At 67.3% G+C, this 24,757-nt stretch carries 28 protein-coding genes and 3 tRNA genes; 17 read left to right on the top strand and 14 right to left on the bottom strand.

Annotated elements, in window-relative coordinates:
* Positions 1-69 precede the first annotated feature (69 nt).
* Genes ORI27_RS17095 through ORI27_RS17075 form a run of 5 tightly spaced genes read right to left on the bottom strand, consistent with a single transcriptional unit; the run spans position 70 to position 7,234 of the window.
* Positions 70-1,971, bottom strand: a complete 1,902-nt coding sequence (locus tag ORI27_RS17095) for an ArnT family glycosyltransferase (protein ID WP_265998165.1) — start codon at positions 1,969-1,971, stop codon at positions 70-72.
* The gene (locus ORI27_RS17090; protein WP_265998164.1) at positions 1,971-3,212 is read right to left on the bottom strand and encodes a bifunctional glycosyltransferase family 2/GtrA family protein; all 1,242 of its coding nucleotides are present in this window, start codon (positions 3,210-3,212) and stop codon (positions 1,971-1,973) included. Before ORI27_RS17090 ends, ORI27_RS17095 begins: the two co-directional genes overlap by 1 nt.
* Before the next feature lie 44 nt (positions 3,213-3,256).
* Positions 3,257-5,053, bottom strand: a complete 1,797-nt coding sequence (locus ORI27_RS17085) for an ArnT family glycosyltransferase (RefSeq protein WP_265998163.1) — start codon at positions 5,051-5,053, stop codon at positions 3,257-3,259.
* Positions 5,050-6,552, bottom strand: coding sequence for a sensor histidine kinase (locus tag ORI27_RS17080; RefSeq protein ID WP_265998162.1), 1,503 nt, complete (start codon positions 6,550-6,552; stop codon positions 5,050-5,052). The genes ORI27_RS17085 and ORI27_RS17080 overlap by 4 nt, the downstream gene beginning before the upstream one ends.
* A complete protein-coding gene (locus tag ORI27_RS17075; RefSeq protein ID WP_265998233.1) occupies positions 6,530-7,234 on the bottom strand; it encodes a response regulator transcription factor in 705 nt (234 codons plus the stop codon). The genes ORI27_RS17080 and ORI27_RS17075 overlap by 23 nt, the downstream gene beginning before the upstream one ends.
* Before the next feature lie 227 nt (positions 7,235-7,461).
* Here ORI27_RS17075 and ORI27_RS17070 point away from each other — a divergent pair, with 227 nt between their 5' ends.
* The 10 genes from ORI27_RS17070 (at position 7,462) to ORI27_RS17025 (ending at position 14,055) form a co-directional block, all read left to right on the top strand.
* Positions 7,462-8,808, top strand: a complete 1,347-nt coding sequence (locus ORI27_RS17070; protein ID WP_265998161.1) for a threonine/serine exporter family protein — start codon at positions 7,462-7,464, stop codon at positions 8,806-8,808.
* 118 nt (positions 8,809-8,926) lie between these two features.
* Positions 8,927-9,397 carry a hypothetical protein gene (locus tag ORI27_RS17065; protein WP_265998160.1) on the top strand — a complete coding sequence of 157 codons (471 nt, stop codon included), beginning with the start codon at positions 8,927-8,929 and terminating at the stop codon, positions 9,395-9,397.
* 26 nt (positions 9,398-9,423) lie between these two features.
* A complete protein-coding gene (locus tag ORI27_RS17060; protein ID WP_265998159.1) occupies positions 9,424-9,789 on the top strand; it encodes a DUF1622 domain-containing protein in 366 nt (121 codons plus the stop codon).
* Positions 9,790-9,864: 75 nt separating this feature from the next.
* Positions 9,865-10,047, top strand: a complete 183-nt coding sequence (locus ORI27_RS17055; RefSeq protein ID WP_265998158.1) for a hypothetical protein — start codon at positions 9,865-9,867, stop codon at positions 10,045-10,047.
* Positions 10,048-10,104: 57 nt separating this feature from the next.
* Positions 10,105-10,326: a hypothetical protein gene (locus tag ORI27_RS17050; RefSeq protein ID WP_265998157.1), complete on the top strand. Its 222-nt coding sequence runs from the start codon at positions 10,105-10,107 to the stop codon at positions 10,324-10,326.
* 40 nt (positions 10,327-10,366) lie between these two features.
* Complete coding sequence (locus ORI27_RS17045) at positions 10,367-11,365, top strand: phosphotransferase family protein (RefSeq protein WP_265998232.1); 999 nt, start codon at positions 10,367-10,369, stop codon at positions 11,363-11,365.
* On the top strand, positions 11,362-12,540 hold the full coding sequence (locus ORI27_RS17040; protein ID WP_265998156.1) for an acyl-CoA dehydrogenase family protein: 1,179 nt from the start codon (positions 11,362-11,364) through the stop codon (positions 12,538-12,540). Before ORI27_RS17045 ends, ORI27_RS17040 begins: the two co-directional genes overlap by 4 nt.
* Before the next feature lie 2 nt (positions 12,541-12,542).
* On the top strand, positions 12,543-13,304 hold the full coding sequence (locus ORI27_RS17035) for an SDR family NAD(P)-dependent oxidoreductase (protein ID WP_265998231.1): 762 nt from the start codon (positions 12,543-12,545) through the stop codon (positions 13,302-13,304).
* Between the two features lie 91 nt (positions 13,305-13,395).
* On the top strand, positions 13,396-13,665 hold the full coding sequence (locus ORI27_RS17030) for a hypothetical protein (RefSeq protein WP_265998155.1): 270 nt from the start codon (positions 13,396-13,398) through the stop codon (positions 13,663-13,665).
* A gap of 99 nt (positions 13,666-13,764) precedes the next feature.
* Positions 13,765-14,055 carry a hypothetical protein gene (locus ORI27_RS17025; protein WP_265998154.1) on the top strand — a complete coding sequence of 97 codons (291 nt, stop codon included), beginning with the start codon at positions 13,765-13,767 and terminating at the stop codon, positions 14,053-14,055.
* Positions 14,056-14,064: 9 nt separating this feature from the next.
* On the opposite strand, the gene ORI27_RS17020 is transcribed toward ORI27_RS17025, so the two are convergent.
* Together ORI27_RS17020 and ORI27_RS17015 are read right to left on the bottom strand one after the other, a co-directional pair.
* Positions 14,065-14,283 carry a three-helix bundle dimerization domain-containing protein gene (locus ORI27_RS17020; protein ID WP_265998153.1) on the bottom strand — a complete coding sequence of 73 codons (219 nt, stop codon included), beginning with the start codon at positions 14,281-14,283 and terminating at the stop codon, positions 14,065-14,067.
* A gap of 47 nt (positions 14,284-14,330) precedes the next feature.
* Complete coding sequence (locus tag ORI27_RS17015) at positions 14,331-14,888, bottom strand: TetR/AcrR family transcriptional regulator (RefSeq protein ID WP_265998152.1); 558 nt, start codon at positions 14,886-14,888, stop codon at positions 14,331-14,333.
* Positions 14,889-14,972: 84 nt separating this feature from the next.
* On the opposite strand from ORI27_RS17015, the gene ORI27_RS17010 reads away from it, so the two are divergent.
* Both ORI27_RS17010 and ORI27_RS17005 read left to right on the top strand, forming a co-directional pair.
* Complete coding sequence (locus ORI27_RS17010; RefSeq protein WP_265998151.1) at positions 14,973-15,380, top strand: hypothetical protein; 408 nt, start codon at positions 14,973-14,975, stop codon at positions 15,378-15,380.
* The gene (locus ORI27_RS17005) at positions 15,377-16,822 is read left to right on the top strand and encodes an FAD-dependent oxidoreductase (RefSeq protein ID WP_265998150.1); all 1,446 of its coding nucleotides are present in this window, start codon (positions 15,377-15,379) and stop codon (positions 16,820-16,822) included. The genes ORI27_RS17010 and ORI27_RS17005 overlap by 4 nt, the downstream gene beginning before the upstream one ends.
* 1 nt (position 16,823) lies before the next feature.
* On the opposite strand, the gene ORI27_RS17000 is transcribed toward ORI27_RS17005, so the two are convergent.
* Together ORI27_RS17000 and ORI27_RS16995 are read right to left on the bottom strand one after the other, a co-directional pair.
* Positions 16,824-16,896: transfer RNA gene (locus ORI27_RS17000), tRNA-Arg, on the bottom strand.
* Between the two features lie 41 nt (positions 16,897-16,937).
* A tRNA-Ser gene (locus tag ORI27_RS16995) sits at positions 16,938-17,026 on the bottom strand.
* Between the two features lie 152 nt (positions 17,027-17,178).
* On the opposite strand from ORI27_RS16995, the gene hisC reads away from it, so the two are divergent.
* Entirely contained in the window at positions 17,179-18,234 is a 1,056-nt protein-coding gene (hisC, locus tag ORI27_RS16990; RefSeq protein WP_265998149.1) for a histidinol-phosphate transaminase, read from the top strand.
* Here hisC and ORI27_RS16985 read toward each other — a convergent pair.
* Complete coding sequence (locus tag ORI27_RS16985) at positions 18,221-18,787, bottom strand: TIGR03086 family metal-binding protein (RefSeq protein WP_265998148.1); 567 nt, start codon at positions 18,785-18,787, stop codon at positions 18,221-18,223. The genes hisC and ORI27_RS16985 overlap by 14 nt on opposite strands.
* A gap of 83 nt (positions 18,788-18,870) precedes the next feature.
* Between ORI27_RS16985 and cysK the strand changes: the two genes are divergently transcribed.
* The 3 genes from cysK to ORI27_RS16970 are packed head-to-tail and all read left to right on the top strand — an operon-like array spanning position 18,871 to position 21,267.
* Positions 18,871-19,806 carry a cysteine synthase A gene (gene cysK / locus ORI27_RS16980; protein WP_265998147.1) on the top strand — a complete coding sequence of 312 codons (936 nt, stop codon included), beginning with the start codon at positions 18,871-18,873 and terminating at the stop codon, positions 19,804-19,806.
* Between the two features lie 3 nt (positions 19,807-19,809).
* Positions 19,810-20,394, top strand: coding sequence for a serine O-acetyltransferase EpsC (gene epsC, locus ORI27_RS16975; RefSeq protein WP_265998146.1), 585 nt, complete (start codon positions 19,810-19,812; stop codon positions 20,392-20,394).
* A gap of 48 nt (positions 20,395-20,442) precedes the next feature.
* Entirely contained in the window at positions 20,443-21,267 is an 825-nt protein-coding gene (locus tag ORI27_RS16970) for a crotonase/enoyl-CoA hydratase family protein (protein ID WP_265998145.1), read from the top strand.
* Between the two features lie 3 nt (positions 21,268-21,270).
* On the opposite strand, the gene ORI27_RS16965 is transcribed toward ORI27_RS16970, so the two are convergent.
* From ORI27_RS16965 to ORI27_RS16955, 3 genes are all read right to left on the bottom strand, one after another.
* Positions 21,271-21,567: a hypothetical protein gene (locus ORI27_RS16965; protein WP_265998144.1), complete on the bottom strand. Its 297-nt coding sequence runs from the start codon at positions 21,565-21,567 to the stop codon at positions 21,271-21,273.
* 268 nt (positions 21,568-21,835) lie between these two features.
* Positions 21,836-21,922 (bottom strand) — tRNA-Ser (locus tag ORI27_RS16960).
* A gap of 18 nt (positions 21,923-21,940) precedes the next feature.
* A complete protein-coding gene (locus ORI27_RS16955) occupies positions 21,941-22,453 on the bottom strand; it encodes a MarR family winged helix-turn-helix transcriptional regulator (protein ID WP_265998143.1) in 513 nt (170 codons plus the stop codon).
* A 64-nt stretch (positions 22,454-22,517) separates the two neighbouring features.
* Between ORI27_RS16955 and ORI27_RS16950 the strand changes: the two genes are divergently transcribed.
* Positions 22,518-23,501, top strand: a complete 984-nt coding sequence (locus ORI27_RS16950; protein ID WP_265998142.1) for an NAD(P)H-quinone oxidoreductase — start codon at positions 22,518-22,520, stop codon at positions 23,499-23,501.
* Between the two features lie 12 nt (positions 23,502-23,513).
* On the opposite strand, the gene ORI27_RS16945 is transcribed toward ORI27_RS16950, so the two are convergent.
* Positions 23,514-24,710: a cysteine desulfurase-like protein gene (locus tag ORI27_RS16945; protein WP_265998141.1), complete on the bottom strand. Its 1,197-nt coding sequence runs from the start codon at positions 24,708-24,710 to the stop codon at positions 23,514-23,516.
* Positions 24,711-24,757 lie beyond the last annotated feature (47 nt).

Genomic DNA, 24,757 nt, shown 5'->3' with positions numbered 1-24,757 from the left:
CGCAGCATTCGCTGTAGCAGTTCCGCCGCCCGAGATACCCCGTTCGTTAACCTGGTCCGGCCCATGGGGTCAGTTCGGCGAGGTCAGGTCGTACACCTCTGTCCCGCCCACGTCCTGCGCGGTGAAGTGCTGCTGGACCCACTGGGTGATCTGGCCACCGGCGTTCGAGTCCCCATCGGGACCACCACGGTGCCCGCCGCCAGGACCGTTGCCCACAATGAAGTAGTGGACCCATCCCTCGGCAACATAGGCCTGGAATTGCTCCAGCGTCGGCGAGTCGTCGCCGCCGTTGAAGCCACCGATCGACATGATCGACGTCCCGGTGCTCAGCTCCAGACTGCCAGCGGTGTGTGAGCCGACAGTGGCCGCGGCCCACCGATCGTCCGCCTGAGTCAACAGTCCCTTCAGTTCGGCGTTGTCCGGGGCCTGCTGCTCCCCCGGCCCGCCGGGGCCGCCGACGCCGGCGCCCGAGCGGCTTGGGCCCGAGGTCGGCACACCCCCACCATGATTGACGGAGATCGTCTCCACGGTGTACGCCGCCGTCGAAGCCAGCCCGACCAGCAGGCCCGCCGCGGCAACGGTCACCGTCCACCGGCCGAGGCGATGTCCACCGGCCAGCAGCACAGCGGCCACCACGACCGCACCGCCCAGCACGACCCAACGCAGCCACGGCAGCCACTCCGGAGTGCGGTCGAGCAGGATGAAGTTCCACACCCCGGTGGCCATCAGCATCGACGCCAACACCACGCGGGAAACTGCGAACTGCCTGCCGCGCCACAGTTCTCGCATACCGATGCCCAACACCGCGGCGATCGCCGGAGCCAGGGCAACCGTGTAGTAGGGATGCATGATCCCCTTCATGAAGCTGAACACCACGACGGTCACCACCAGCCAGCCGCCCCACAGCAGCAGCGAAGCGCGGGTTCTATCGGTACGCGGCGCACGCCGGGTGAACCACAGCCCCGCGATCAGTCCGATCAACGCGGCCGGCAGCAGCCAGGAGATCTCGGTACCCATCGACTCACCGAACATGCGGGTGATTCCGGTCGAACCGCCGAACATCGGCGAGCCGCCCATCGGCCCGGGGCCGTCGGGGGGGCCCGAACTGCCGCCGGGATTGCCGTCACCGCCGAACACCCGGCCCAGACCGTTGTAGCCCAAGGCCAGTTGCAGCAGGCTGTTGTTGGTCGATCCACCGATGTAGGGACGAGAGTCGCTGGGCCACCAGCTGACCAGAGCCAGATACCAGCCGGCCGAGACCACCATCGCGATCAAGCCGACCGCCAGATCGCGCAGCCGCTGCCACACTGTTCCGCCGACGGCGACCAACACCACCAACGCGAAGGCCGGTGTCACCAGCAAGGCCTGCAGCAGTTTGGCCAGGAACGCGAATCCGATGGCGACACCGGCCAGCGCGATCCAGCGAGTGGACTTGCCGTCGAGGGCACGGATCATGCAGTAGCCCGCAACCACTATCAACAGCACCAGCAGCGCGTCGGGGTTGTTGAAGCGGAACATCAACGCCGCCACCGGGGTCAGCGCCAACACCGCACCGGCCAACAGGCCAGCACCATAGCCGCTGACCCTGCGCACCGCGCCGTAGACCAGCGCCACGGCGCCCACACCCATCAAAGCCTGGGGCACCAGCATCGACAGCGTGCTGAAGCCGAAGATCCGGCCGGACAGTGCCATCACCCACAGCGAGGCGGGCGGCTTGTCCACAGTGATCGCATTACCGGCGTCGAGTGAACCGAACAGCAAGGCCTTCCAGCTCTGCGTGCCGGCCTGCACGGCGGCCGCGTAGTACTCGTTGGCCCACCCGGCAGCCTCGAGGCCCCACAGGTAGAGCACTGCGGTCGCCACCAGCAGCACCGCCAGGGCGGGCCGAGCCCACCGCGGCCGTACCGCGCGCGTTCCTTCCTGCGACGTGACCAACGCAGGACTCTCTGAGTATTCAGCAAGCAGGGTCATTACTTATCTCCCACAGTCTGGCCGGTGCGACGGGGATGGAACACCCAGCCGCGCAGCAGTACGAAGCGGACAACGGTGGCCATCAGGTTGGCCGCGATCAGCACCAGCAGTTCGACGATGCGCGGCGGCTCGCCCAGGGTGTGCAACACAGCAAGGGCACCGCTGGTCAGTGCCAGCCCGATGCCGAAGACGACGAATCCCTCGAACTGGTGGCGGGCCACGCCGGTGCGACCGCGCACGCCGAACGTGAACCGCCGATTGGCCGCGGTGTTCGCGACCGCGGTCACCAGCAGGGCGATCAGGTTGGCGCCCTGGGCCCCGATCGGGCGCAACAGCAGGAACAGCACGAGGTAGGCCAGCGTGGACCCGATACCGATGGCCGCGAAACGCACGGTCTGGTTCAGCAGCGACCTGGGCGCGCCGGCGCGGTTGCCGAATTGCGCGCCGATCGCCTGCACCGGAATCTGTCCGGTCCCGAAACCCTTGAGCAAGCGCGCGATTCCCTTCAGGTCGGCGACTGCGGTGGCCACGATGTCCACCCGGCTGTCGGGATCGTCGATCCAGTCGACGGGAACCTCGTGGATGCGCAGGCCGCTGCGTTCGGCGAGGACCAGCAGCTCGGTGTCGAAGAACCAGCCGGTGTCCTCGACATAGGGCAGCAGCTCGGCGGCGACGTCTGCGCGGATCGCCTTGAACCCGCATTGGGCGTCGCTGAACTTCGCCGCCAGCGTCGAGCGAAGGATCAGGTTGTAGCAGCGCGAGATGATTTCCCGCTTGGCACCGCGCACCACCCGGGAACCACGCCCCAGCCTGGTGCCGATGGCGAGATCGGAATGCCCGGAGACCAGCGGGGCCACCAGCGGCGCCAGCGCAGCCAGATCCGTGGACAGGTCGACGTCCATGTAGGCCAGCACGGGCGCGTCCGACGTCGACCACACCGCGTGCAGCGCCCGGCCGCGGCCCTTCTGCTCGAGGCGCACCGTGCGCACCTCGGGCAGCTCGATAGACAGTTCGGCGGCAATCACCGGGGTGGCGTCGATACTGGCGTTGTCGGCGATGGTGATCCGGAACGAGAACGGAAAGTCCTCCCGCAGATAGCGATAGAGCCGGTGAATCGAGTCGGACAGCACGGCCTGCTCGTTGTACACCGGTACGACGACGTCGAGCACGGGCACGTCGCGGTCGGAAGCGATCAGTGCGACGTTGCGTCGGCGTGCCACGGGGACGTCGGTGATGGTCATGATTCGATCGTCGGGCGTGCCGGTGAGGGTGCAATTGGTCTTCCCTATGCGGCGGCTGTGAATCCCCGCGACAGGTCGTAGACGGTGGCGCCGTCGATCTCGCGAGAGGCGAAATTCGCTGCGACCCAGCGCTGGATCTGTTCGGCGGCATCGCTGCCGGACCGGTTGCCGAACATGAATCCGGGCATGGCGCTGTGCACGAACCAGTGGATGCGCCGCTGCTCGACGTAGGACTGGAACTGCTCGAGGGTCGGGGCCGGGTCGGTACCGTTGAAACCACCGACGGCCATCACCGGCAATCCGGTGGCGAGCTGGTATCCGGCGGCATTGCTCGATCCGATAACAGCTGCGGCCCAGGTGTATTCGTCAGAATCCTGGGCCAGTGCCGCCGTCAGCCCGGCGCCGGGTCGGGGTGCTTCGAACATGCCTCCCGGTGGGCCAGCTCGCCCGCTGGCGGGGCCCACCGACGGGATGGCACCGCTGTGCGGCGCAGCGACGGTGGCCAGAACGAAGGCGAGTGGTCCGGCCAGTGCGGCGACCAGTGCCAGCGCCCCGACGCCGAACCCCACTCGTCGGGGCAGGCGGCCCACCACCAGCAATAGCACCGCGGCGGCGATGCCACCGACCACGATCACAATCCGCAACCACGGCAACCATTGCGAATCCCGTTGCAGCAGAATTAAGGCCAAGACGACGGTAATCGCGAGCATCCCCGTCAGCGTGGTCGCAGCCCGGACGTCGGTGCGGCGCCGCCACAGCTCGGCCGTGCCGATCGCCAGGCCGGCACCGACCGCCGGGGCCAGCGCCATGGTGTAGTACGGGTGCAGGATGCCGTTGGCGAAGCTGAACACCACCGCGGTGATCGCCAACCAGCCGCCCCACAGCATCAGTGCCGCGCGAGTGGCATCGGTGCGGGGGGCCTGCCGGGTGATCACCAGACCGGCGACGATCGCGACGACCGCGGCCGGCAGCAGCCACGCGATGTAGGTACCCATCTCCGCACCAAACAGCCGCGCCCAGCCGGCGTCCTGGTTCAGGTTTCCCAGGCCACCCGTCTCGTCCCCGGTCAAGCGGCCCAAACCGTTGTAGCCCAGGGCCAATTCCATGATGGAGTTGTGCTGCGAGCCGCCGATGTAGGGCCGCGCACTCACTGGCCACAGTGCGACCAGGAGCAGATACCAGCCAGCCGAGACCACCAGCGCCCCCGCCGCGGCGCTCAGCCGTACCAGCCGGGCCCGCATCGGCGCATCGGCGGCGACCAGGAACACCACCGCCAGCGCGGGCAGCACCAAGAAGGCCTGCAGCATCTTGGCCAGGAACCCGACCCCCACCGCCACACCGGCCAGCGGCAACCACCACCACGCCGCGTCACGGTCAAGCGCCCGCTGGGTGAAATAGGCGGCGACGACGAGCGAAAGCACCAGCAGCGCATCGGGGTTGTTGAACCGGAACATCAGTGCCGCAGCGGGTGTCAACGTCAGCACCGCACCGGCCAACAGACCCGCCCACGGCCCGCTGACCCGGCGCACCGCCATATACAAGACCGCGACCGCCGCGACCCCGGCCACTGCCTGCGGCACCAGGATGCTCCACGGAGTCACCCCGAACAGCCGAGCCGACAGGCCCGTCACCCAGAGCGCGGCGGGCGTCTTGTCCACGGTAATCGCGTTGGCGGCATCGCTGGAACCGAACAGCCATGCCCGCCAGTTCTCCGAACCTGCCTGGGCCGCAGCCGAATAGAACGGATTGGCCCAACCACTAGCACCCAGATTCCACACATACAGCACGGCCGTCGCCACCAGTAGCACCGCCAGCCCGCCATAGCGCCGGACCCAGATCACGTTTGCGCCGCGCGGGGCAACCGCACCGTGAACTCGGTCCAGCCGGGGACGCTACGCAGTTCGATGCTGCCGCCGTGCGCGCGCACCACGGCCGAGGCGATCGCCAGACCCAGCCCGGTGGATCCGCCCTTGCGGGAGCGCGACGTGTCACCGCGGGCAAAGCGCTCGAACACCTCGGACTGCAACTCGGCCGGGATGCCCGGACCGTCATCGGCCACCCGCAACACCGCCTGGTCCGACTCGGCGTGCAGCGACAGCGTCACCGAAGTCCCCGGCGGTGTGTGGGTTCGGGCGTTGGCCAGCAGGTTCGCCACCACCTGGTGCAACCGGGCGTCGTCACCGGTGACGTAGAGCGGATCCGTGGGCACGTCGAGGTTCCACTGGTGGTCCGGCCCGGCGATATGGGCATCGCTGGCGACGTCAGCCGACAACCGCGACAGGTCGACCGGTTCGCGCTCCAGCGGGCGGCCGGAGTCCAGTCGTGCCAGCAGCAGCAGGTCCTCGACGAGCTGGGTCATCCGTTCGGCTTCGGACTCCACCCGGCCCATCGCGTGCGCGACGTCGCCGGGCACCTGGTTCCTTTTGCGCTGTGCCAGTTCGGTATAGCCGCGGATCGCGGCCAGCGGCGTGCGCAGCTCGTGGCTGGCGTCGGCGACGAACTGGCGCACCCTGCTCTCGCTGGCCTGCCGCGTCGACAGTGCGGCCGAGATGTGGTCGAGCATCCGGTTCAGCGCCAGGCCCAGTCGGCCAACCTCGGTATAGGGATTCGCATCGGGTTCGGGTACGCGCACGGGAAGCGCTACCTCGCCACGGTCCAGCGGTAGGTTCGCGACCTCGCCCGCGGTCGCCACCACTCGGGTCAGCGGCGCCAGTGCGCGGCGATTGATCAGGATGCCCGCAGTCGTGGCCGCCGCCAACGCGGCCACGGTGACCACCGCGAAGATCAGCGCCACCCGCAGCAACGTCGCGTTGACATTGCCCATACTCAGCCCGATCACCAGCGTCTCGCCGGTCAGCCTGCTGCGCACCGATACCAGTCGGTACGGGCCCAGCCCCTCGAGGTTGCGGGTCACCGGATGGCGTTGACCGTCGTTCTGCGCAAGTTGGGCCATCACGGCGGGCGGCAACGCCGCCCGCACCCCACCGGGGCCGAGCAGGCCCCCATCGGTGGTGGTCCCGTTGCTGATGACAGCCGCCACCATGCCGATCGGCTGACCGGGAGCGTCCAGAAACTCAGGGCCCGGGCCGGGCCGCGGCCACGGCGGCCGGTTGTCTCGCATTACCGAGGGCGGCGGTGGCGGCAGAGGTTCGCCGTAGATGATCGCCGAGCGGTGCGCCGTTTCGCGCAGCTGAGCGTCGACCTCACCGACCAGATATTGATGGAGCGCCAGCACCGTCACCGCGCCGATGCCGAGGCAGACCGCCAGCAGCAGGCAGACCTGACCAATGAGCAGCCGGGCACTCAGCGACCAGGTGCTAGCTCGCAGGTTTGAGAACATAGCCTGCGCCGCGCAACGTGTGGATCATCGGATCGCGCCCGCTGTCGATCTTCTTGCGCAGGTATGAGATGTAGAGCTCGACGATGTTGGACCGACCGCCAAAATCGTAGCTCCAAACCCGGTCCAGAATCTGGGCTTTCGACAACACCCGCTTGGGATTGCGCATGAGGAATCGGAGGAGCTCGAATTCGGTCGACGTGAGCGAGATCAGGTCGCCGCCCCGCGTCACCTCGTGGCTGTCCTCGTCGAGCACCAGATCCCCGACCACGATCTGGGCGCCACTGTCCTCGGTTGTGACACCGGTGCGGCGCAGCAACGCCCGCAGCCGCAGCACGACCTCTTCGATCGAGAAAGGTTTGGTGACGTAGTCGTCGCCGCCCGCGGTCAGGCCGGCGATGCGGTCCTCGAGCGCATCCTTGGCGGTCAGCAGGAGCACCGGCAGTTGGGGGTTCTGCTCGCGTAGTTTGCGCAGCACGTCCAGCCCGCTCATATCGGGCAGCATGACGTCGAGCACCACCGCATCCGGGCGCGAGCCGCGCGCCGCCGTGATCGCCGACGCGCCGTCGCCGGCGGTGGCGATGGTCCAGCCCTCGTAGCGCAGGGCCATCGACACCATCTCGGCGAGCACGGCTTCGTCGTCGACGACCAGCACCGTGATCGGATTTCCGTCGGCGCGGCGCATCACCACACGTTCGGCCGCTGAAGAGGTCATGTCCTCCAGTATGAGAGCGTCGATGAGCCGTTCCTATGGCATTGCTATGTGTGCGCTATGAAAACGTGGGTTCTGAGGATCTGCTGAACTCTGCGGCCGGTCATGACGTGGGCAAACACCGTCAGTCCTCGGCCGGCCGGTGCCCGTCGCCCGCCACCGGTGGGAACCGCTCAGGTTCGGTGACCACAATCGGCCACATGAGCCAGATCCTCAGCCACCGGGCGCGCGGCGCACTTCGCGCGCTTCGCAAAGAGGTGCCCGGCACCGTCGCCGACCCCGACGGCCACGACGACGCCGAAGTCGCCGCGATGCTCCGTGAACTCGGCATGGCCCTGGTGGAAGTCGAGCAGCCCACACACGTTGTGGCCACGCGACTACTAACCGTGGCCAAGCGGTATACCCGCAGCGATGTCCGGGTGGTGGTACTACCGCTGGTGCTGCTCATCAGCGTCGGATCCGCCGGCTCGGAGGTGGATGCCTCCACGCAGTCCACCACGCAGCTCAACCTGGCAGGGCGCATCGACGACATCGCCGAACTCGCCGAGATGGGTGCGATCACGCCCGCAGACGCGATAACGGCTCTGCGGCAAGCCCGTTCGATGCGCCCCCGCTTCGGCCCGATGACGACCGTGGCGGGCTATGCGGTGACCACCGTCGGCTTCGGAATGATCAGCAACCCCGCCTGGTCCGCACTGGGCGCGTACGCGGTGCTGGGAACGGTCGTCGGTGTGATCCTGTTGCTGGGCAGACCCTTCCCGTCGTTGTCGGGTGTGCTGCCGACCCTCGCCGCCACGGTGGTGACGATCCTCGCCCACGGATTGGTACAGGAAACCAACAGCGACGGGCTGCTGCGCATCATCGGCCCGGCCCTGATCGCCATCCTGCCGGGCATACCACTGACCCTGGGTGCCATGGAGTTGGCCGGCTCATCGGTGGTCGCCGGGGCCAGCCGCCTGATCTACGGCGTGGTGCAGTTGATGTTGATCGTCTTCGGCGTCGGCCTCGGACTGCACATCGCCTGGCATACGGGCCCCCCGCACGACCAACCCACCATGGGCGCGTGGTCATTCTATGTGGCCATCCTCGTCATCGCCATCGGTTTGTACATCCATCTGTCCGCGCCGCGGGGATCGCTGGTCTGGCTGATCGCCGCCGTCGCGGTCGCACTCGTCGGACAGAAGATCGGCGGGCTGTTCCTGTCGTCGGCCCACGCCGGTGCGGTCGGCGCGTTTCTGGTTGTTCCGTTCGCAACGATGGCATCACGGATCAAGACGTCGCCGCCTGCGATCGTGATGATGCTGTCGGCATTCTGGGCCTTGGTCCCGAGCGCGTTGAGTTTCGAGTCGCTGGGCGAGGCGATAACCGGCGGGCACAACGACATTCAGGTGCTCAGCGTCAGTGTCGCGGCCGTCTTCTCGATCGCGCTGGGAACGCTCATCGGATGGAGTGTCTTCCGTCCCGGCAACCGCGGGGACGACCCACAGATCGCGCTGATCGCTGGCACAGCGGACACCAAGGTTGACCGCGAACGGTGGATGCCATGAGCATGAGCCCGCCGGCGACGATGCAGAGCGAGGCACGAGCGATGAGGAGGAGCGGCGCGCATGAGCCCGCCGGCGACGATGCAGAGCGAGGCACGAGCGATGAGGAGGAGCGGCGCGCATGAGCGTTGAACAGCAGCCCGCGTGGGGCTCCCCCACCGACCACCCGAAGACCTGGTCGACCCGCACGACGCTGGCCGCCGTGGGCATCGCCGCCGCACTGGCGGCGACCGGTGGCGTGGTGGTCTACGCGGCCACCGGCGGCGGCAGCGGTCAGGGGCACACCGGCGGCCCGCCTGGCTGGGGCGGTCCCGGCGGCCCGGGTGGCTTCCAGCGAACCCTGCATGGTGAGAACGTCGTCGCCGACGGCGAGGGCGGGTTCAGCACCGAACTGACCCAGACCGGTGCCGTCACCGCCGCCTCCGACACCTCGGTGACCGTCCGCAGTCAGGACGGCTACAGCCGGACCTACGTCCTCGATACCGGCACCCGCAAGCCGCCACGGCCGATGCAAACCGGCGAGCAGGTATCGGTACGCGCAACCGAACAGGACGGCACGGCCATGGCGACTGCGGTGATGCCGGCCCGATAAGGGCTTTTGGTTCCTACAATTTTTCGGTGACCTTCTACGAAGTCATCGAAACCGTGGGCAAGGGAATCGACGCGGTCGGCGTGACGGTGATCGCCGTCGGGGCGTTGATCTCCGCCGCCGGTGTGATTCCCCGGCTCAAAACCGGTAAAGCGTATCGGGTGTTCCGGGAGCAGCTCGGCCGCTCGATCCTGCTGGGCCTGGAATTCCTGGTCGCCGCGGACATCATCCGGACGGTCGCGGTTACTCCTGACGCGCGCAGCGTGGCGGTGCTGGGCGGCATCGTCGTGATCCGGACCTTCCTCAGTTTCTCGATGGAACTCGAAATCACCGGCTACTGGCCGTGGCAGAAGGGCCGCCGCCGGCAAGCCACGCCCGACCCGGCCGAGCCGTAGCGACATCGTGGACGTCACTGTGCTTCGCCGGACGATCACCCCCGTCTCGGCGCGTGCGGTTCGCAAGGATGCGAGATGAATGAAAAGCGGCGGGCCCGACGCGCACGGATCGTCAACGCGATCCGCAAGACACCCCCGGAGCCGCTGGGTCCACCGGACACCCACGACCAAGCCGAGGTCGCCGCGATGTTGCGGGAGATCGGCATCGCCCTGCTCGAAGTCGAGCAGCCGACCCAGCTGGTGACGGCGGGTTCCTGACGGTTCCGTTCGCGATGCTGGCCGCCCGCGTCCGGACGTCTCCCCCCGGCGATCGTCATGATGCTGGCGGCCTTCTGGGCCCTGGTTCCCGGCGCGCTCAGCTTCGAATCCGCAAGCCAGGCCGCGGCGGGCGGCAAGATCGGGGTGGCCAGTCTCGGCGCCACCGGTGCGGCGATTCTGTCGATCGCGCTGGGCACGGTGATCGGCTGGAGCGTCTTCCACACCATCGACAGCCCGTTGCCCTGGCCGAAGGGACTGGCTCAACCAACCGTACGGTAGGTTCTCCGGGGTGGACGACCTCAGCGCGGTGAGTGCATGGATGTCGGATCAGGGCTTCGGTGACGGTCCGGTCGAGAACCTCTCCGAGATCGTCGGCGGCACCCAGAACGTCATGCTCCGCTTCACCCGGTCGGGCCGTGAATACGTGTTCCGCCGAGGACCCCGCCACCTGCGCCCGGTGAGCAACAAGGCGATCCTGCGGGAAACCCGGGTGTTGCATGCGCTGGCCGGGACCGATGTACCGCACCCTCGACTGATCGCGGTGTGCGATGACACCTCGGTGCTCGGCGATGCGGTCTTCTACCTGATGGAGCCGGTCGACGGCTTCAACGCCGGTTCCACGCTGCCGCCGTTGCACGCTGGCGACGCCGGAATCCGGCACGGGATGGTGCTGTCGATGGCCGAGGCGGTGGCCAAGCTCGGCGCCGTCGACCATGTCGCGGTGGGGCTGGCCGATTTCGGCAAGCCGGAGGGCTTTCTGGAACGCCAAGTGCCACGGTGGCTTTCCGAGCTGGAGTCCTACAACGGTTTTGACAACTATCCCGGCCCGGACATCGGCGACGTCGACGCCGTCGCCACCTGGCTAAAACAGAACCAGCCCGCCGACTGGCAACCGGGCATCATGCACGGTGACTACCACGCCGCCAACGTGATGTTCTCGCCGACCGGACCTGATGTGGTGGCCATCGTCGACTGGGAGATGTGCACCATCGGCGATCCCCTCCTGGACCTCGGCTGGATGCTGGCCACCTGGTTCGCGCCGGGCCGCGACTCGGTGTTGACGAACGTTCTGATGGACGCCGGCGGTCTGGCGACCCCCGATGAATTGATCGAACGCTATGCACAGAACACCACCCGCGACCTGTCGAACATCGACTGGTACACGGTGCTGGCCTGCTTCAAGCTCGGGATCATCCTCGAGGGATCGAACGCCCGCGCGGCCGCGGGTCTGGCACCTGCCGAGATTGGCGATCGGCTGCACATCGCGACGGTGCGTTTGTTCGAACGGGCGCTGGCACTGATGGAGAAACAACGATGATCGACTTCGAGATCCCCGGCGACCTGGCGGCGCTTCGCGACGAGATACGCGCGTTCGTCGTCGACAAGATCGTCCCCTACGAACGTGATCCACGCGTCACCCGGCACGGGCCGAACGAGGAGCTGCGCACCGAACTCGTGGACCTGGCACGCCAAGCCGGTCTGCTGACGTTCCAGGCGCCACGCCGATTCGGCGGTCGCGAACCCTCACACCGCGAGCAGGCGGTGTTGTTCGAAGCCGCGGGCTGGTCCACGTTGGGCCCGGTGGCGCTGAACTGTGCGGCCCCCGACGAGGGCAACATGTACGTGCTGTCCAAGATCGCGACCGAGGAGCAGGCCGAGAAGTTCCTGGTCCCGGTGATCGACGGCCGGCAGCGGTCGGTCTTTGCGATGACCGAGCCCGGTGGAGCGGGGTCCGACCCGAATCAGCTTGCCACCGAGGCGGTTTTCGACGGCACCGATTATGTGATCAACGGCCGCAAATGGCTGATCACGGGGGCGAACAAGGCACGGACCTGGATCATCATGGCCCGGGTGGCGCCGAATTCGCACGGCCCGGACGGCCCGACGCTGTTCCTGTGCGACGGGCAGACACCCGGTATCGAGCTCGAGCGGGTGATGGACACCATGGACCGCAACTACGTCGAGGGCCACGGCGTGATCCGGTTCGACAACCTGCGACTGCCCGCGTCGGCGGTGCTCGGTGAGGTGGGCCAGGCGTTGCGATACGCCCAATTGCGGCTCACGCCAGCTCGATTGACGCACTGTATGCGATGGTTGGGGGCCGCGACCCGAGCCCAGTCCATCGCGATCGAGCACGCCCGAAACCGCACCGGTTTCGGCAAGCCGCTCGGCGAGCATCAGGGTGTGAGCTTCATGCTGGCCGACAACGAGATCGCGCTGCAGCAGTGCCGGCTGGCCATCTGGTGGGCCTGCTGGGCACTGGACACCGGGGCCAAGGGCCGCCATGAGAGCTCGATGGTCAAGGCCTACGTGTCCGAGGAATTGTTCAAAGTCGCCGACCGCTGCGTGCAGATCCTCGGCGGCATGGGCATTTCCGACGAGACTCCGGTCGGCATGATCTTCTCTGACATGCGCGCGTTCCGCATCTACGACGGCCCGACCGAGGTGCACAAGTACGCGATCGCCCGCCAGGTGCTGAGGAGCCCGCGATGACGCTGAGTGTTCTTGATCTGTTCCGCCTCGACGACAAGGTTGTCATCGTCACCGGCGCCTCGTCCGGCCTGGGGGTGTCGTTCGCGCAGGCGTTTGCCGAGGCGGGCGCGAATCTGGTGTTGGGCGCCCGGCGAGTCGAGCAGATGGCGGGGACGGCGGCGCTGGTGGAGGGGGCTGGCCGCAGGGCGTACACCCGGAAGACCGATGTGGCCGACCCCGAGCAGTGCCAGCAGTTGGTCGACGCGGCAATCAGTGAATTCGGGCGGGTCGACGTGTTGATCAACAACGCCGGCGTGGGCACCGCGGTGCCAGCGACTCGCGAGACGCCCGAACAGTTCCGCAAGGTCATCGACGTCAACCTCAACGGCTCATACTGGATGGCCCAGGCGTGCGGGCGGGTGATGTCACCGGGAAGCTCAATCGTCAATATTGCCAGCGTTCTTGGCATCACCACCGGCGGTCTGCCGCAGGCCGCGTACAGCGCGTCGAAGGCCGGGGTGATGGGGCTGACCCGGGACTTGGCCCAACAGTGGGGCTCCCGCAAGGGAATTCGCGTCAATGCGCTCGCACCCGGTTTCTTCAAGAGCGAGATGACCGACGAATACCAGCCGGGCTATCTGGACAAGCAGCTATCGCGGATCGTGATGGGCAGACTCGGCGATCCTGCCGAATTGGCCGCCACCGCAATATGGCTGGCGTCTCCTGCCGCCGGTTATGTGACGGGCCAGACAATTGTGGTCGATGGTGGCCTGACCATCACGTAGTGGTAACGGTCACGCGTCAATTCGATGCTTCTAAGCACCTTCACATCGTGGCGACATCCACTTCTAAGAAGCGTCTGGGACTCTCGAAGTCATGTGGATGGACCTGTACCTGGTGGTGGCCACCGTCATCGCCTTCGCTGCCTGGTGGGTCAGCCCGCGCTTTCAGGCTTACGACCCGCCCAGTGATGTCGCGCGCGCCTTCTGGGCCGTCGCGGCAGGCGCGCTGTGGCCGCTCGTTGTACTAGGAATCGCTGAGGTTCTCGGCGTCCGCTACGCCGCCCGGCGGCTTCGCCGTCCGTTGCCCGAGGAGCTTGATCTGACTGCCCGGGTTGCTGAACCCGTGGTCAGCTCGCGCTCCTGATTTCATTGTGCGTTTACCCTCCCGCCACCTGCGCCAGAAACTCTGTGGTGCCGAGTGAAGTCGGCGTTTTCAGACGCCAATCGAGGAGTAGATCCGGTCGTGATGGTGCGCGCAAAACTGACGTCGGCGGGGTTGGCGGCGCTGGCGATCGGGATCACGCTTTCTGGCGCCGCGTCCGCGTCGGCTGACACCGGTGGGCTGGTGTGGCCGGATCCGACCGATCCGTACTACTGGGACGCCAACGAAAACGCCGGCGGTACCGGTATCGCACCGCTTCCGACGGACGATTTGTACTGGAAGGAAGGCCAGAGCGCCGGCGGGACGGGCAACGGTCCGCAGCCCGACGTGCCCGAGTACACCAACGAAGGCGAGGACGCCGGGGCCGTCTAGGCCCGGGGGTTACGACGACCAGACGAGCAGTGCCCCGCCGCGCGACAGTTCGGCACGGGCGCGCCGCTCCACCAGGAGCGGGACGAATTCGCGAATCCGGCAGTGCTGGAAGCGATCATGCGCCACGGCGACCGTCTGTGCCACCTCGTCGTGAGGCACGTCGGGGTAGGCGGCCGCCAACCGGTCCACCACCTGCTGGATGAGCGTAACTTCACTTACTGTGCCCACTCGTCCAGCCTGGGACACGGCCGCGGTCGGCGTCAACTTGACGTGCGTCACGGCGCCGGATCGGCGAGGTAATGCGCCAGGACGGGGCGCAGCCACTCGGTGAGCGCGGCGTCGTCCATGTCCACCAGCGGCGGTATCCCGAGCACGTGGCGTGCGACCACGACACCGAGCATCTGGGAGCCGACCAGTGCCGCCCGTTCGGCCGGCCGGTCGGGCACCACCGCGGCCAGCGCCGGGCTCACCTGATCGACGAAGACACTGAGCAGGGCGTCGGCGGCCACTCGGTTCGTTGCCGCCGAGCGCAGCAGCGGCAGGAACGGTCCGTTCGATCCCCATACCTCCACGAACTTCGGCAGCACCAGATCGATGACCTGCTCGGGCGCCACACCGGTCAGGTCGGGGAACGTGATGGCGAGCCGAGAAGCCGCCGCGAAGAGTTGGGCCTTGTTGCCGAAGTAGTGCATGACCAGTGCCGGGTCCACCCCGGACCCCGACGCGATCGACCGGATGGTCGTGCGTTCGAAACCCCGCTCGCCGAACTGCGATCGCGCCTCGGCCAGGATCCGGGTCCGGGTCACTTCCCCGTCGCGTGCTTTCACCGTCATGACCCCAGTCTATTCAACGACTGTTGACATCTCCATCGGCTGAGCCTAGCATCGAATTCAACAACTGTTGAGGAGGTGTCCGTCATGACTGTGACAGCCATCCAGATCGGCCTCGATCCGGACGTGATCGACTACCGGTCGCCGGGCTTCGCTCAGTTTCGGGGGCTCTCGAAGCCCGCGCTGCGGGCCGCCAACGACGAGAACGTCGCGTCGCTGCGGGCGGCCGGATACCAGGTCGACAACTGCCTGATCGAGTTCGGTGAGGCCGGCGCCGAGAAGGCCCGCCAGTGGCTGGAAGCCAAACGCTACGACGCGGTGCTGATCGGCGCCGGGGTGCGCCTGGTCGCGGACAACACGCTGCTGTTCGAGGCGATCGTGAACGCCGCCCACATCACCCAGCCCAGCTGCCGGTTCGTGTTCAACCAGGCGGCCAAAGCTACGCCCGACGACATCCGGCGCTGGTACCCCGATCCGGAAGGAGCAGCGCGATGACCGATCACGACGTCGACGTCCTGGTTGTGGGGGCCGGCCCGGCCGGGCTGACCGCCGCCGGTGACCTGTCCAGGGCCGGCCGCTCGGTGGCGGTGCTGGAGCGCTGGGCCACCGTCAATGCGTCGAGCCGCGCGTTCGCCGTGATGGCGCGCACGCTGGAGGTGCTCGACGCCCGCGGGCTGGCCGACGGCCTGCTGCCGAAGGGCCAACGGGCGCCGGGGGTGGATCTCTTCGGCGGCGCTCGGATCGACCTGACTCATCTGGACTCGCCCTACCGGTTCGTGTTGGTCACACCGCAGACGAATGTCGATGCCGCACTGGCCGGCTACGCCGAGGCGCAGGGGGCTGATATCCGCCGCGGCATCGAGGTCGTCGACCTCGCGCAGGACGCGGCCGGGGTGACCGTGACCGCCCGGGTGCATGACGGCGACGGCCCGGTTGATCGCTGGCGAGCCAAGTACGTGATCGGTGCCGACGGCGCGCACAGCACCGTGCGCGGGCTCGTCGGCGCGGACTTCCCGGGCAAGACGGTGCTGTCCTCGATCGTGCTGGCGGATGTGAAGTTGGCACACGGGCCGACCGGTGGCCTGAAGGTCGGCAGCACCAGGCAGGTCTTCGGGTTTCTGGCCCCCTACGGTCGCAGCGATGCCGACGGGTCCTGGTACCGCGCGATGGTGTGGGATCGGGCTCATCAGGTGCCCGACAACGATCCGGTGGAATCGCCCGAGGTGATCGACGTCCTGGGCCGGGCGATGAAGACCGACTTCGGTGTCCGCGAGATCAGCTGGAAGTCCCGATTCCATTGCGACGAAAGACAAGTCGCACAGTATCGGCACGGGCGGGTGTTCCTGACCGGGGACGCCGCGCATGTGCACTCCCCGATGGGCGGGCAGGGCATGAACACCGGTATCCAGGACGCGGCCAACCTCGCCTGGAAGCTCGACGCCGCGCTCGGCGGCGCCGATGATCGCCTGCTCGACAGTTATCACGACGAGCGTCATCCGATCGGGCGGCGGGTACTGCTGCAGTCCGGCCTGATGGCGCGCGGCGTGACCCTGCATCCCCGGGTGGCGCGGGCGATCCGGAACCTGCTGGCGTTCAGTCTGCTTGGCCTGCCGCTCGTGCGCGACGCGGTGGCAGGCAGCTTTGCCGGGACCGGTCTGCGCTACGGACGGCGCGGACCGGTGGGCACCAGGGCCACTCAAATCCCGTTGGTCGAGGGTCGGTTGACCGAGTTACAGCGGGTGCCGGGGTTCGTGTTGATCCGTGAACGCGGGGCGGCACCGGTTTCCGGTGTCCGGCAGGCCGAGCGCACCGACGACGGCCCAGCGGTGCTGGTGCGGCCGGACGGCTACATCGCGTGGACGGGAGCGTCGGCCGACGCCGGCTGGCGTGACGTTCTGGGGAAGTGGGCACCGACAGTGTCGGCGCGTTCGCACTGAGTGCGCCCGAAGGGATTCGAACCCCTAACCTTCTGATCCGTAGTCAGATGCTCTATCCGTTGAGCTACGGGCGCCGTCTTTGTTCAGTTGTTCGTGGCCGACGAGTCAGCCGCGGCGGAGGCGAGAGGATTTGAACCTCCGGTCCCCTTTGAGGGGGACAACTCATTAGCAGTGAGCCCCATTCGGCCGCTCTGGCACGCCTCCTGAACTACCTGAGCGTACCGGAGCGTGGTGCAAGCCCCGGAACCGCCGATGGATGAGAGTACACAGCGCCGACAGCTCATGGCAAAGCAGCTCCGGCGGGCAGGAGCGCAGCGACAAGGGGATGAACTGGGCAGACCCCTAGACTTGACCGGATGACCGCCCGTCTGCGCCCCGAACTGGCCGATCTCCCGGCCTATACCCCGGGTAAGACCGTGCCGGGCGCCATCAAACTCGCCAGCAACGAGACCGTGCACGGACCGCTACCCAGCGTGCGCGCGGCCATCGCCGCGGCCGCCGAGACCATCAACCGCTACCCCGACAACGGCTACCTGGAGCTCAAGGAGCACCTGGCCAAGCATGTCGATTTCGCCCCCGAGCACATCGCGGTGGGCTGCGGGTCGGTGAGCCTGTGCCAGCAGCTGATCCAGATCACCTCGTCGGTGGGCGACGAGGTGATCTTCGGCTGGCGCAGCTTCGAGATCTATCCGCTGCAGGTGCGGGTGGCCGGTGCCACCTCGGTTCAGGTGCCGCTGCGCGACCACACCTTCGACCTGGACGCCATGCTGGCCGCGATCACCGACCGCACCCGCCTGATCTTCGTCTGCAACCCGAACAACCCGACCTCCACCGTCGTCGACCCCGACGAATTGGCCCGCTTCGTCGCCGCCGTGCCGTCGGACATCCTCATCGCCATCGACGAGGCCTACGTCGAGTACATCCGGGACGGGATGCTTCCCGACAGCCTCGGGCTGGCCCGCAGCCACCCCAATGTGGTTGTACTGCGCACCTTTTCCAAGGCGTACGGCCTGGCGGGCCTGCGCATCGGTTATGCCGTCGGCGATCCCGACGTCATCACCGCCCTGGGCAAGGTCTACGTACCGTTCACCGCGACCACCGTCTCGCAGGCCGCGGCCATCGCATCGGTGCACGCCGCCGACGAATTGTTGGCCCGCACCGACGCCGTGGTGGCCGAACGCCGTCGGGTCTGCGCCGCGCTGACCGAACTGGGCTTCACCTTCCCGCCGTCGCAGGCCAACTTCGTGTGGCTTCCGCTGCCCGAGCACACCCTCGACTTCGTCGAACAGGCCGCCGACGCCCGGGTGCTGGTGCGTCCCTACGGCACCGACGGTGTCCGGGTGACCATCGGCGCACCCGAGGAGAACGACGCGTTCCTGGAGTTCGCCGGAAAGTGGATCACGACCCGCTGACCGGCACCCGCCCGGTGAACGCGGCGAGCTGGTCCAGCTTTGCGGCATGCGCGCCCACGTCGACCGGATCGTCGAAACCCGCCCTGGCACGCCCTTCCGGGGTGATGATGCGCCGCGCCAACGCCGCCACGTAGTCGGTGAGCGAGTCCGGAGCGGTGATCGGGCACCCGACGGCCGATGCGTAATCCCACGCGTGGACCAGGAATTCGAGCGGCAGGATCGCGGCCATGAACTGTGCGAGCGCCTCGTGGTCGCCGAACGGAACCGTGCCGCCCAGCCCGCGGCGATGCCATGCGTCCAGCGTCGGCCTGGCGGCGGCGATGATCTGGGCCTCGACGGACTCGTCGCGGTCACGCTCGGGCAACTGCGCGCCGGCGGCCCCGCCCAGCAGGGTGATCGAGTTCAGCAGGTGATCGGTGAGCGCGGCGACGTCGAACTCACGGCACGGCGTCTGCTTCGTCAGGTCGTCTGCGCCGATGCCGTGCACCACCTGCTGCAGCACTTTCAGCGACGCTTCGGCACTGTCCAGTTCGTCGGTGATCCCCTCAGCCATGCCCTTACGGTACGACCGGTCACCGACAGCGGAGCCAGACCACATAGGGTTTTGGTGTAGTGCACGAGAAGGGACGCGCAGGCATGGGCAAGATCTATGACAACGTCAGCGAGCTGATCGGCCGCACCCCGCTGGTCCGACTCAACCGATTGACCGACGGGCTCGACGCTGATGTCACGGTCAAGCTCGAGTTCTACAACCCGGCGAACAGCGTCAAGGACCGGATCGGGGCCGCGATCATCGACGCCGCCGAGGCCTCCGGCGAGCTGCAACCCGGCGGCACGATCGTCGAAGCCACCAGCGGCAACACCGGGATCGCGTTGGCCATGGTCGGGGCGGCCCGGGGCTACAAGGTGATCCTGACCATGCCGGAGACGATGTCCACCGAGCGCCGGGTGATGCTGCGCGCCTATGGAGCCGAGATCGTGCTGACCCCGGGAGCGGAGGGAATGGCCGGCGCGGTGGACAAGGCCCGCCAGATCATCGCCGAGACCCCCAACGCGGTGTCGGCCAACCAGTTCGGCAACCCCGCCAACCCGGCGATCCACGAGAAGACCACCGCCGAGGAGATCTGGGCCGACACCGACGGCAAGGTCGACATCTTCGTCGCCGGCATCGGCACCGGCGGCACCCTCACCGGGGTCGGGCACGTCCTCAAGGAGCGCAAGCCCGGCGTGCAGATCGTCGGGGTCGAGCCCAAGGACTCCCCGCTGCTGACCGAAGGGGTCGCGGGGCCGCACAAGATTCAGGGCATCGGAGCCAACTTCGTACCCGAGGTACTCGATCGCGACGTCTACGACGAGATCATCGACGTCCAACTCGACGACGCGGTCAAAGTGGCCCGGGACCTGGGCACCGAGGAGGGGATCCTCGGCGGCATCTCCTCCGGCGCGATCGTCTGGGCGGCAATCGAACTCGCCAAGCGCCCGGAGAACGCGGGCAAGCTGATCGTCGCGGTGGTCTGCGACTACGGCGAGCGCTATATCTCCACTGTGCTGTTCGAGCACATCCGGGACTGATTCATGAGCCTGCTCACGACGCTTCGCGAAGACCTGGCGAACGCCCGCAGCCATGACCCCGCCGCCCGCGGGGACATCGAGAACGCGGTGGTCTATTCGGGCCTGCACGCGATCTGGTCCTATCGGGTGGCCCACCGCCTGTGGGCCAGGCCGGCGCTGCGCGGGCCGGCGCGGATGCTGTCCCAGTTGACCCGATTTCTCACCGGTATCGAGATCCACCCCGGCGCGACGATCGGACGTCGATTCTTCATCGACCACGGAATGGGCGTGGTGATCGGCGAAACGGCCGAGATCGGCGACGACGTGATGCTCTACCACGGTGTGACCCTGGGCGGGCGCTCCCTGCAGCACGGTAAGCGTCATCCCACCCTGGGGAATCGGGTGACGGTCGGGGCCGGGGCAAAGATCCTGGGGCCTTTGGTCGTTGGCGACGACAGCGCGGTCGGCGCGAACGCCGTCGTCACCCGTGACATTCCGGCGGATTCGATCGCCACCGGTATCCCGGCGGTCGTGCGTGCACGCAGCGCGAACCAGCGCGAAGAACTCGTGGACCCCACCTGTTACGTCGATCCGGCGATGTATATCTGAGCAACCCGGCCATCGCCGCGACCACCCGGGGCCGTAGCCTTCATGGTCATGAGCGAGCCGTATGAATCCCTCACCGTCGAGGTCAAGGACCACATCGCGCAGGTCACGCTGATCGGCCCCGGCAAAGGCAATGCGATGGGCCCGCAGTTCTGGGCCGAAATGCCGGTGGTCTTCGCCGACCTCGACGCCGATCCCGACGTCCGGGCGATCGTGCTGACCGGCTCGGGCCGCAATTTCAGCTACGGCCTGGACCTGATCGCCATGGGCGACACCGTCGGCAGCGCCATGTCCACGGAGGTGTCGGCCCGCCCGCGCAAGAACTTCCACACCAAGCTCAAGCGGATGCAGCAGGCGATCACCGCGGTCGCCGACTGCCGCACACCGACCATCGCCGCTGTGCACGGCTGGTGCATCGGCGGCGGCGTCGACCTGATCAGTGCGGTCGACATCCGATACGCCAGCGCCGACGCGAAGTTCTCGGTGCGCGAGGTCAAGTTGTCGATCGTGGCCGATGTCGGCAGCCTGGCCCGGTTGCCCTACATCCTGTCCGACGGGCATCTGCGCGAATTGGCGTTGACCGGTAAGGACATCGACGCCGCGCGCGCCGAGAAGATCGGTCTGGTCAACGACGTGTACCCCGACGCCGGGGCCACCCTGGCCGCCGCCCACGAAGCGGCCGCCGAGATCGCCGCGAATTCACCCTTGGTGACCCACGGGATCAAGGATGTCCTCGACGAGCAGCGCACCGCCGCGGTGTCGGCCAGCCTGCGCTATGTCGCTGCCTGGAACTCCGCCTTCTTGCCGTCCAAGGACCTGTCCGAGGGCATCTCGGCGATGTTCGCCAAGCGCAAGCCGGAGTTCACCGGCGAATAGCCGCTAGCTGCCCGCCTTGATGGCCGGAACGGCTTTCGTGGTCGCCAGCACCGTCGGTTCGTCGGTCGGCTGGGTCGTCGTGGTCGCACCCATGTGCATGGCGGCGACGGCCGGCGAGGAATAGGGCGGGAACTTCGTCTCCTCACCGGAGTCCGCGGTGACGCTTCGGGTCACCGAAGACGGCGCCGGGTGGGTCACCCCGAATAGGCCGAGCACGGCGATCGCGCCGCCCCCCACAATGGTGCCCAGCAACCTTTTATCCAAGGTCAAGCATTTCTGCAGCTTCTGAGTGGAATACATGTTGACCAGCGTCTTTCGGGATTCATCAGGGCGATATTGGTCAACCGAACCATTCAGTGAAGTGGCTCGGGCAACCCTTGAAACGCCTTTCGCTATTTGTATGCCCGCGTGCCACTGATACGCACGCCTCCCCAGCGGATCCACAGAAGTCCGGAGCCCGCCCCACAGCCGAAGGCCAGTCGCATCGGAGCCCGACTTATTTTGTGCGACAACGGGTTTGCGTGGTAGCGGATCGCGCTTGGCGAAGTCTCCGCCACAAAGCTGAGAGCGGTGGCGGAGGGATTTGAACCCCCGGACGGTGTTAGCCGTCTCTCGCTTTCAAGGCGAGTGCATTAGGCCGCTCTGCCACGCCACCGCCGACAAGCGTAGCGGTTCAGACGCGGCCGACCTTGGCCGAGTTGCCGCCGTCCTTCAACGCCGCGCTGATCCGGCGACAGTTCTCCCCCATCGCCGCCATCTGCGGACGCGACAGCGGGCCCAGGAAGTTTTCCCGCACACCCGCCGCATATGTCACCATCGCGTCCTCGACGACCTCGCGTCCCAGGTCGGTGATACCGGCCAAGACCCCGCGCCCGTCGTCGGGGCTGGCCTCCCGGTGCACCAGGCCGGCGGCCTCCAGACGGCGGATCTGACGAGTCACTCGACTCGGCAGCGACATGAGTTGTTCGGCCAAATCCCCCATCCGGGCCGCGCCGGTTTCGGAGTTGTCCAATATCTCCAACAGGCGGACATCGACCAAGCTCAGCTTGTGCTTGTCGACCAGTCCGCGATTCAGTGTTCCGTACAGCCGCAGTGCCGCGTCGAGGAAGTTCTGCCAAGATCGCTGCTCGGCTATATCCAACCCCGGCATCTCACTGGCCGTTCGCCCCGCAATTATCCCTCCCATAGCGCAAGCGTAAGCGACACAGCGCGGTACGAGGCCGAAATGACTCGGGAGTAACCTGACCCTAATGCAGGCCATCGTTGCTGAATCCGCCGACCGCCTGATCTGGCGGGAAGTACCCGACGTTTCGCCCAGTCACGGCGAGGTATTGATCAAGATCGGCACCGCAGGAGTCAACCGAGCGGACCTGTTGCAGGCCGCCGGGCATTACCCACCCCCGCCGGGAGCCAGCGACATCCTGGGCCTGGAGGTCTCCGGCGTCATCGCCGCGGTGGGCGATGGTGTTTCGGAATGGACTGTTGGACAAGAGGTTTGCGCGCTATTGGCCGGAGGCGGCTATGCCGAGTATGTCGCGGTGCCCGTCGCACAGGTGCTGCCCATTCCCGCCGGGGTCAGTTTACCCGACGCGGCCGCGCTCCCCGAGGTCGCGTGCACGGTGTGGTCGAACATCGTCATGACCGCCCACCTTGCGCCCGGTGAAATGCTCCTGGTTCACGGCGGCGCCAGCGGTATCGGCACCCACGCCATTCAGGTGGCTACAGCTCTGGGCAACCGGGTCGCGGTGACCGCGGGCTCGCAATCCAAGCTAGAACTATGCCGGGAGCTGGGCGCGGACACCCTAATCTCCTACCGCGACGAAGATTTCGTCGCGCGCGTCAATTTAGCGACGGACGATCGCGGTGCCGATGTCATCTTGGACATCATGGGCGCGGCGTATCTGGATCGGAATCTCGACGCGCTGGCGTCCGACGGCCGCCTGGTCATCATCGGTATGCAGGGCGGAGTCAAGGGCGAACTCAACATCGCCAAAATGGTGGCCAAACGGCTACACGTGATCGCCACCTCGTTGCGGGGGCGGCCTGTCGGCGGTCCGAACGGGAAGGGCGCGATCGTTGACGCGGTAGTGGCCTCGGTCTGGCCGATGATCGCCGACGGCCGGGTCCGCCCGATCGTCGGTGCCCGATTCCCCATCACCGAGGCCGCCGAAGCACACCGCGTGCTGGCCTCCGGAGAGACGTTCGGGAAGGTTCTGCTGACCCTGGATGAGTGAGCCGACCGAGCTTCAGCCCAGCGACGCCAACGCGCGCACCAACTGATCCACCTCGGCCATCGTCGAGTAGTGCGCCAACCCGACAGTGACCGCGCCGCCGATGTCGTTGGCACCGATCAAGTCCAGCACGCGAGAATTTGCGTTGGAAACAGCCAGGATTCCGTTGTCGGCCAACCGCTGGACCACTCGCTCGGCCGGCACCCCGGTGACCGCGAAGCTGACCACCGGGATCTGCGCCTCCGGGCGGCCGATCACCATCACCAGTGGCAGCGACCGCAGCGACGCCATCAGGTAGTCGAACAGCTCGCCCAGGTAGGCGCCCGCGGATTGCATTGACAGCGCCAGCCTTTCGCGACGAGTGCCGCGCGCCGACTCATCCAGGCCGGCCAGGTATTCGATGCTGGCGACCACACCGGCCAGCAGCCCGTACTGGTGTCCACCCAACTCCAGACGGGCCGGCCCGCTGGCGTACGGGTTCATCGACACCGATCCGAAGGTGTCGATGAGCGCGGGGTTGCGGAACACCAGCGCGCCGATCGGCGGGCCACCCCACGCCGGCGCGTTCAGCGCGACGACGTCGGCTTCGATCTCGTCGATATCGATCAACTGATAGGGCGCGGCGGCCGAATGGTCGACCACCACCAGCCCACCGACGTCGTGCACCAGCTTGGTGACCGCCCCCACGTCGGTGATCGTGCCCAGGGTCGAGGACGCCGACGTCATGGCCACCAGCTTGGTGGGCGGCGTGATCAGGTTCTCCCACTGCCAGGACGGCAGCTCGCCGGTCTCGATGTCCACCTCGGCCCACTTGACCTTGGCCCCGTACCGGTTGGCCGCCCGCAGCCACGGCGCGATATTCGCCTCGTCGTCCAGACGGCTCACGACGACCTCATAGCCGATCCCGGCGCGTGAGGACGACGCGTCGGCCAGCGAGGTCAACAACACCGAGCGGTCGGCGCCGAGCACCACGCCGCTCGGATCACCGTTGACCAGGTCGGCCACCGCCTGGCGGGCGGCCTCCAGCACTGCCACGCTGCGCCGCGCTGCCGGATGGGGGCTTGCGGTGTTGGGCACCGAACCGCGAAAAGCCGTCGAGACCGTGGTGGCGACCGACTCGGGGATCAACATCCCGGCCTGGGCGTCGAAACGCATCCACCCGTCGCCCAGCGCTGGGTGCAGACCACGCACCCGGGCGACGTCGTATGCCATGGAGACCACCTTAAAGCGTTGGTGATAGCGCTAACGAGACAGCAAGC

This window comes from Mycobacterium pinniadriaticum, from assembly GCF_026242045.1.
Taxonomy (GTDB): Bacteria; Actinomycetota; Actinomycetes; order Mycobacteriales; family Mycobacteriaceae; genus Mycobacterium; species Mycobacterium pinniadriaticum.
Note: the sequence above shows the minus strand (reverse complement) of the source record. Positions and strands in the feature narration are given on the sequence as shown.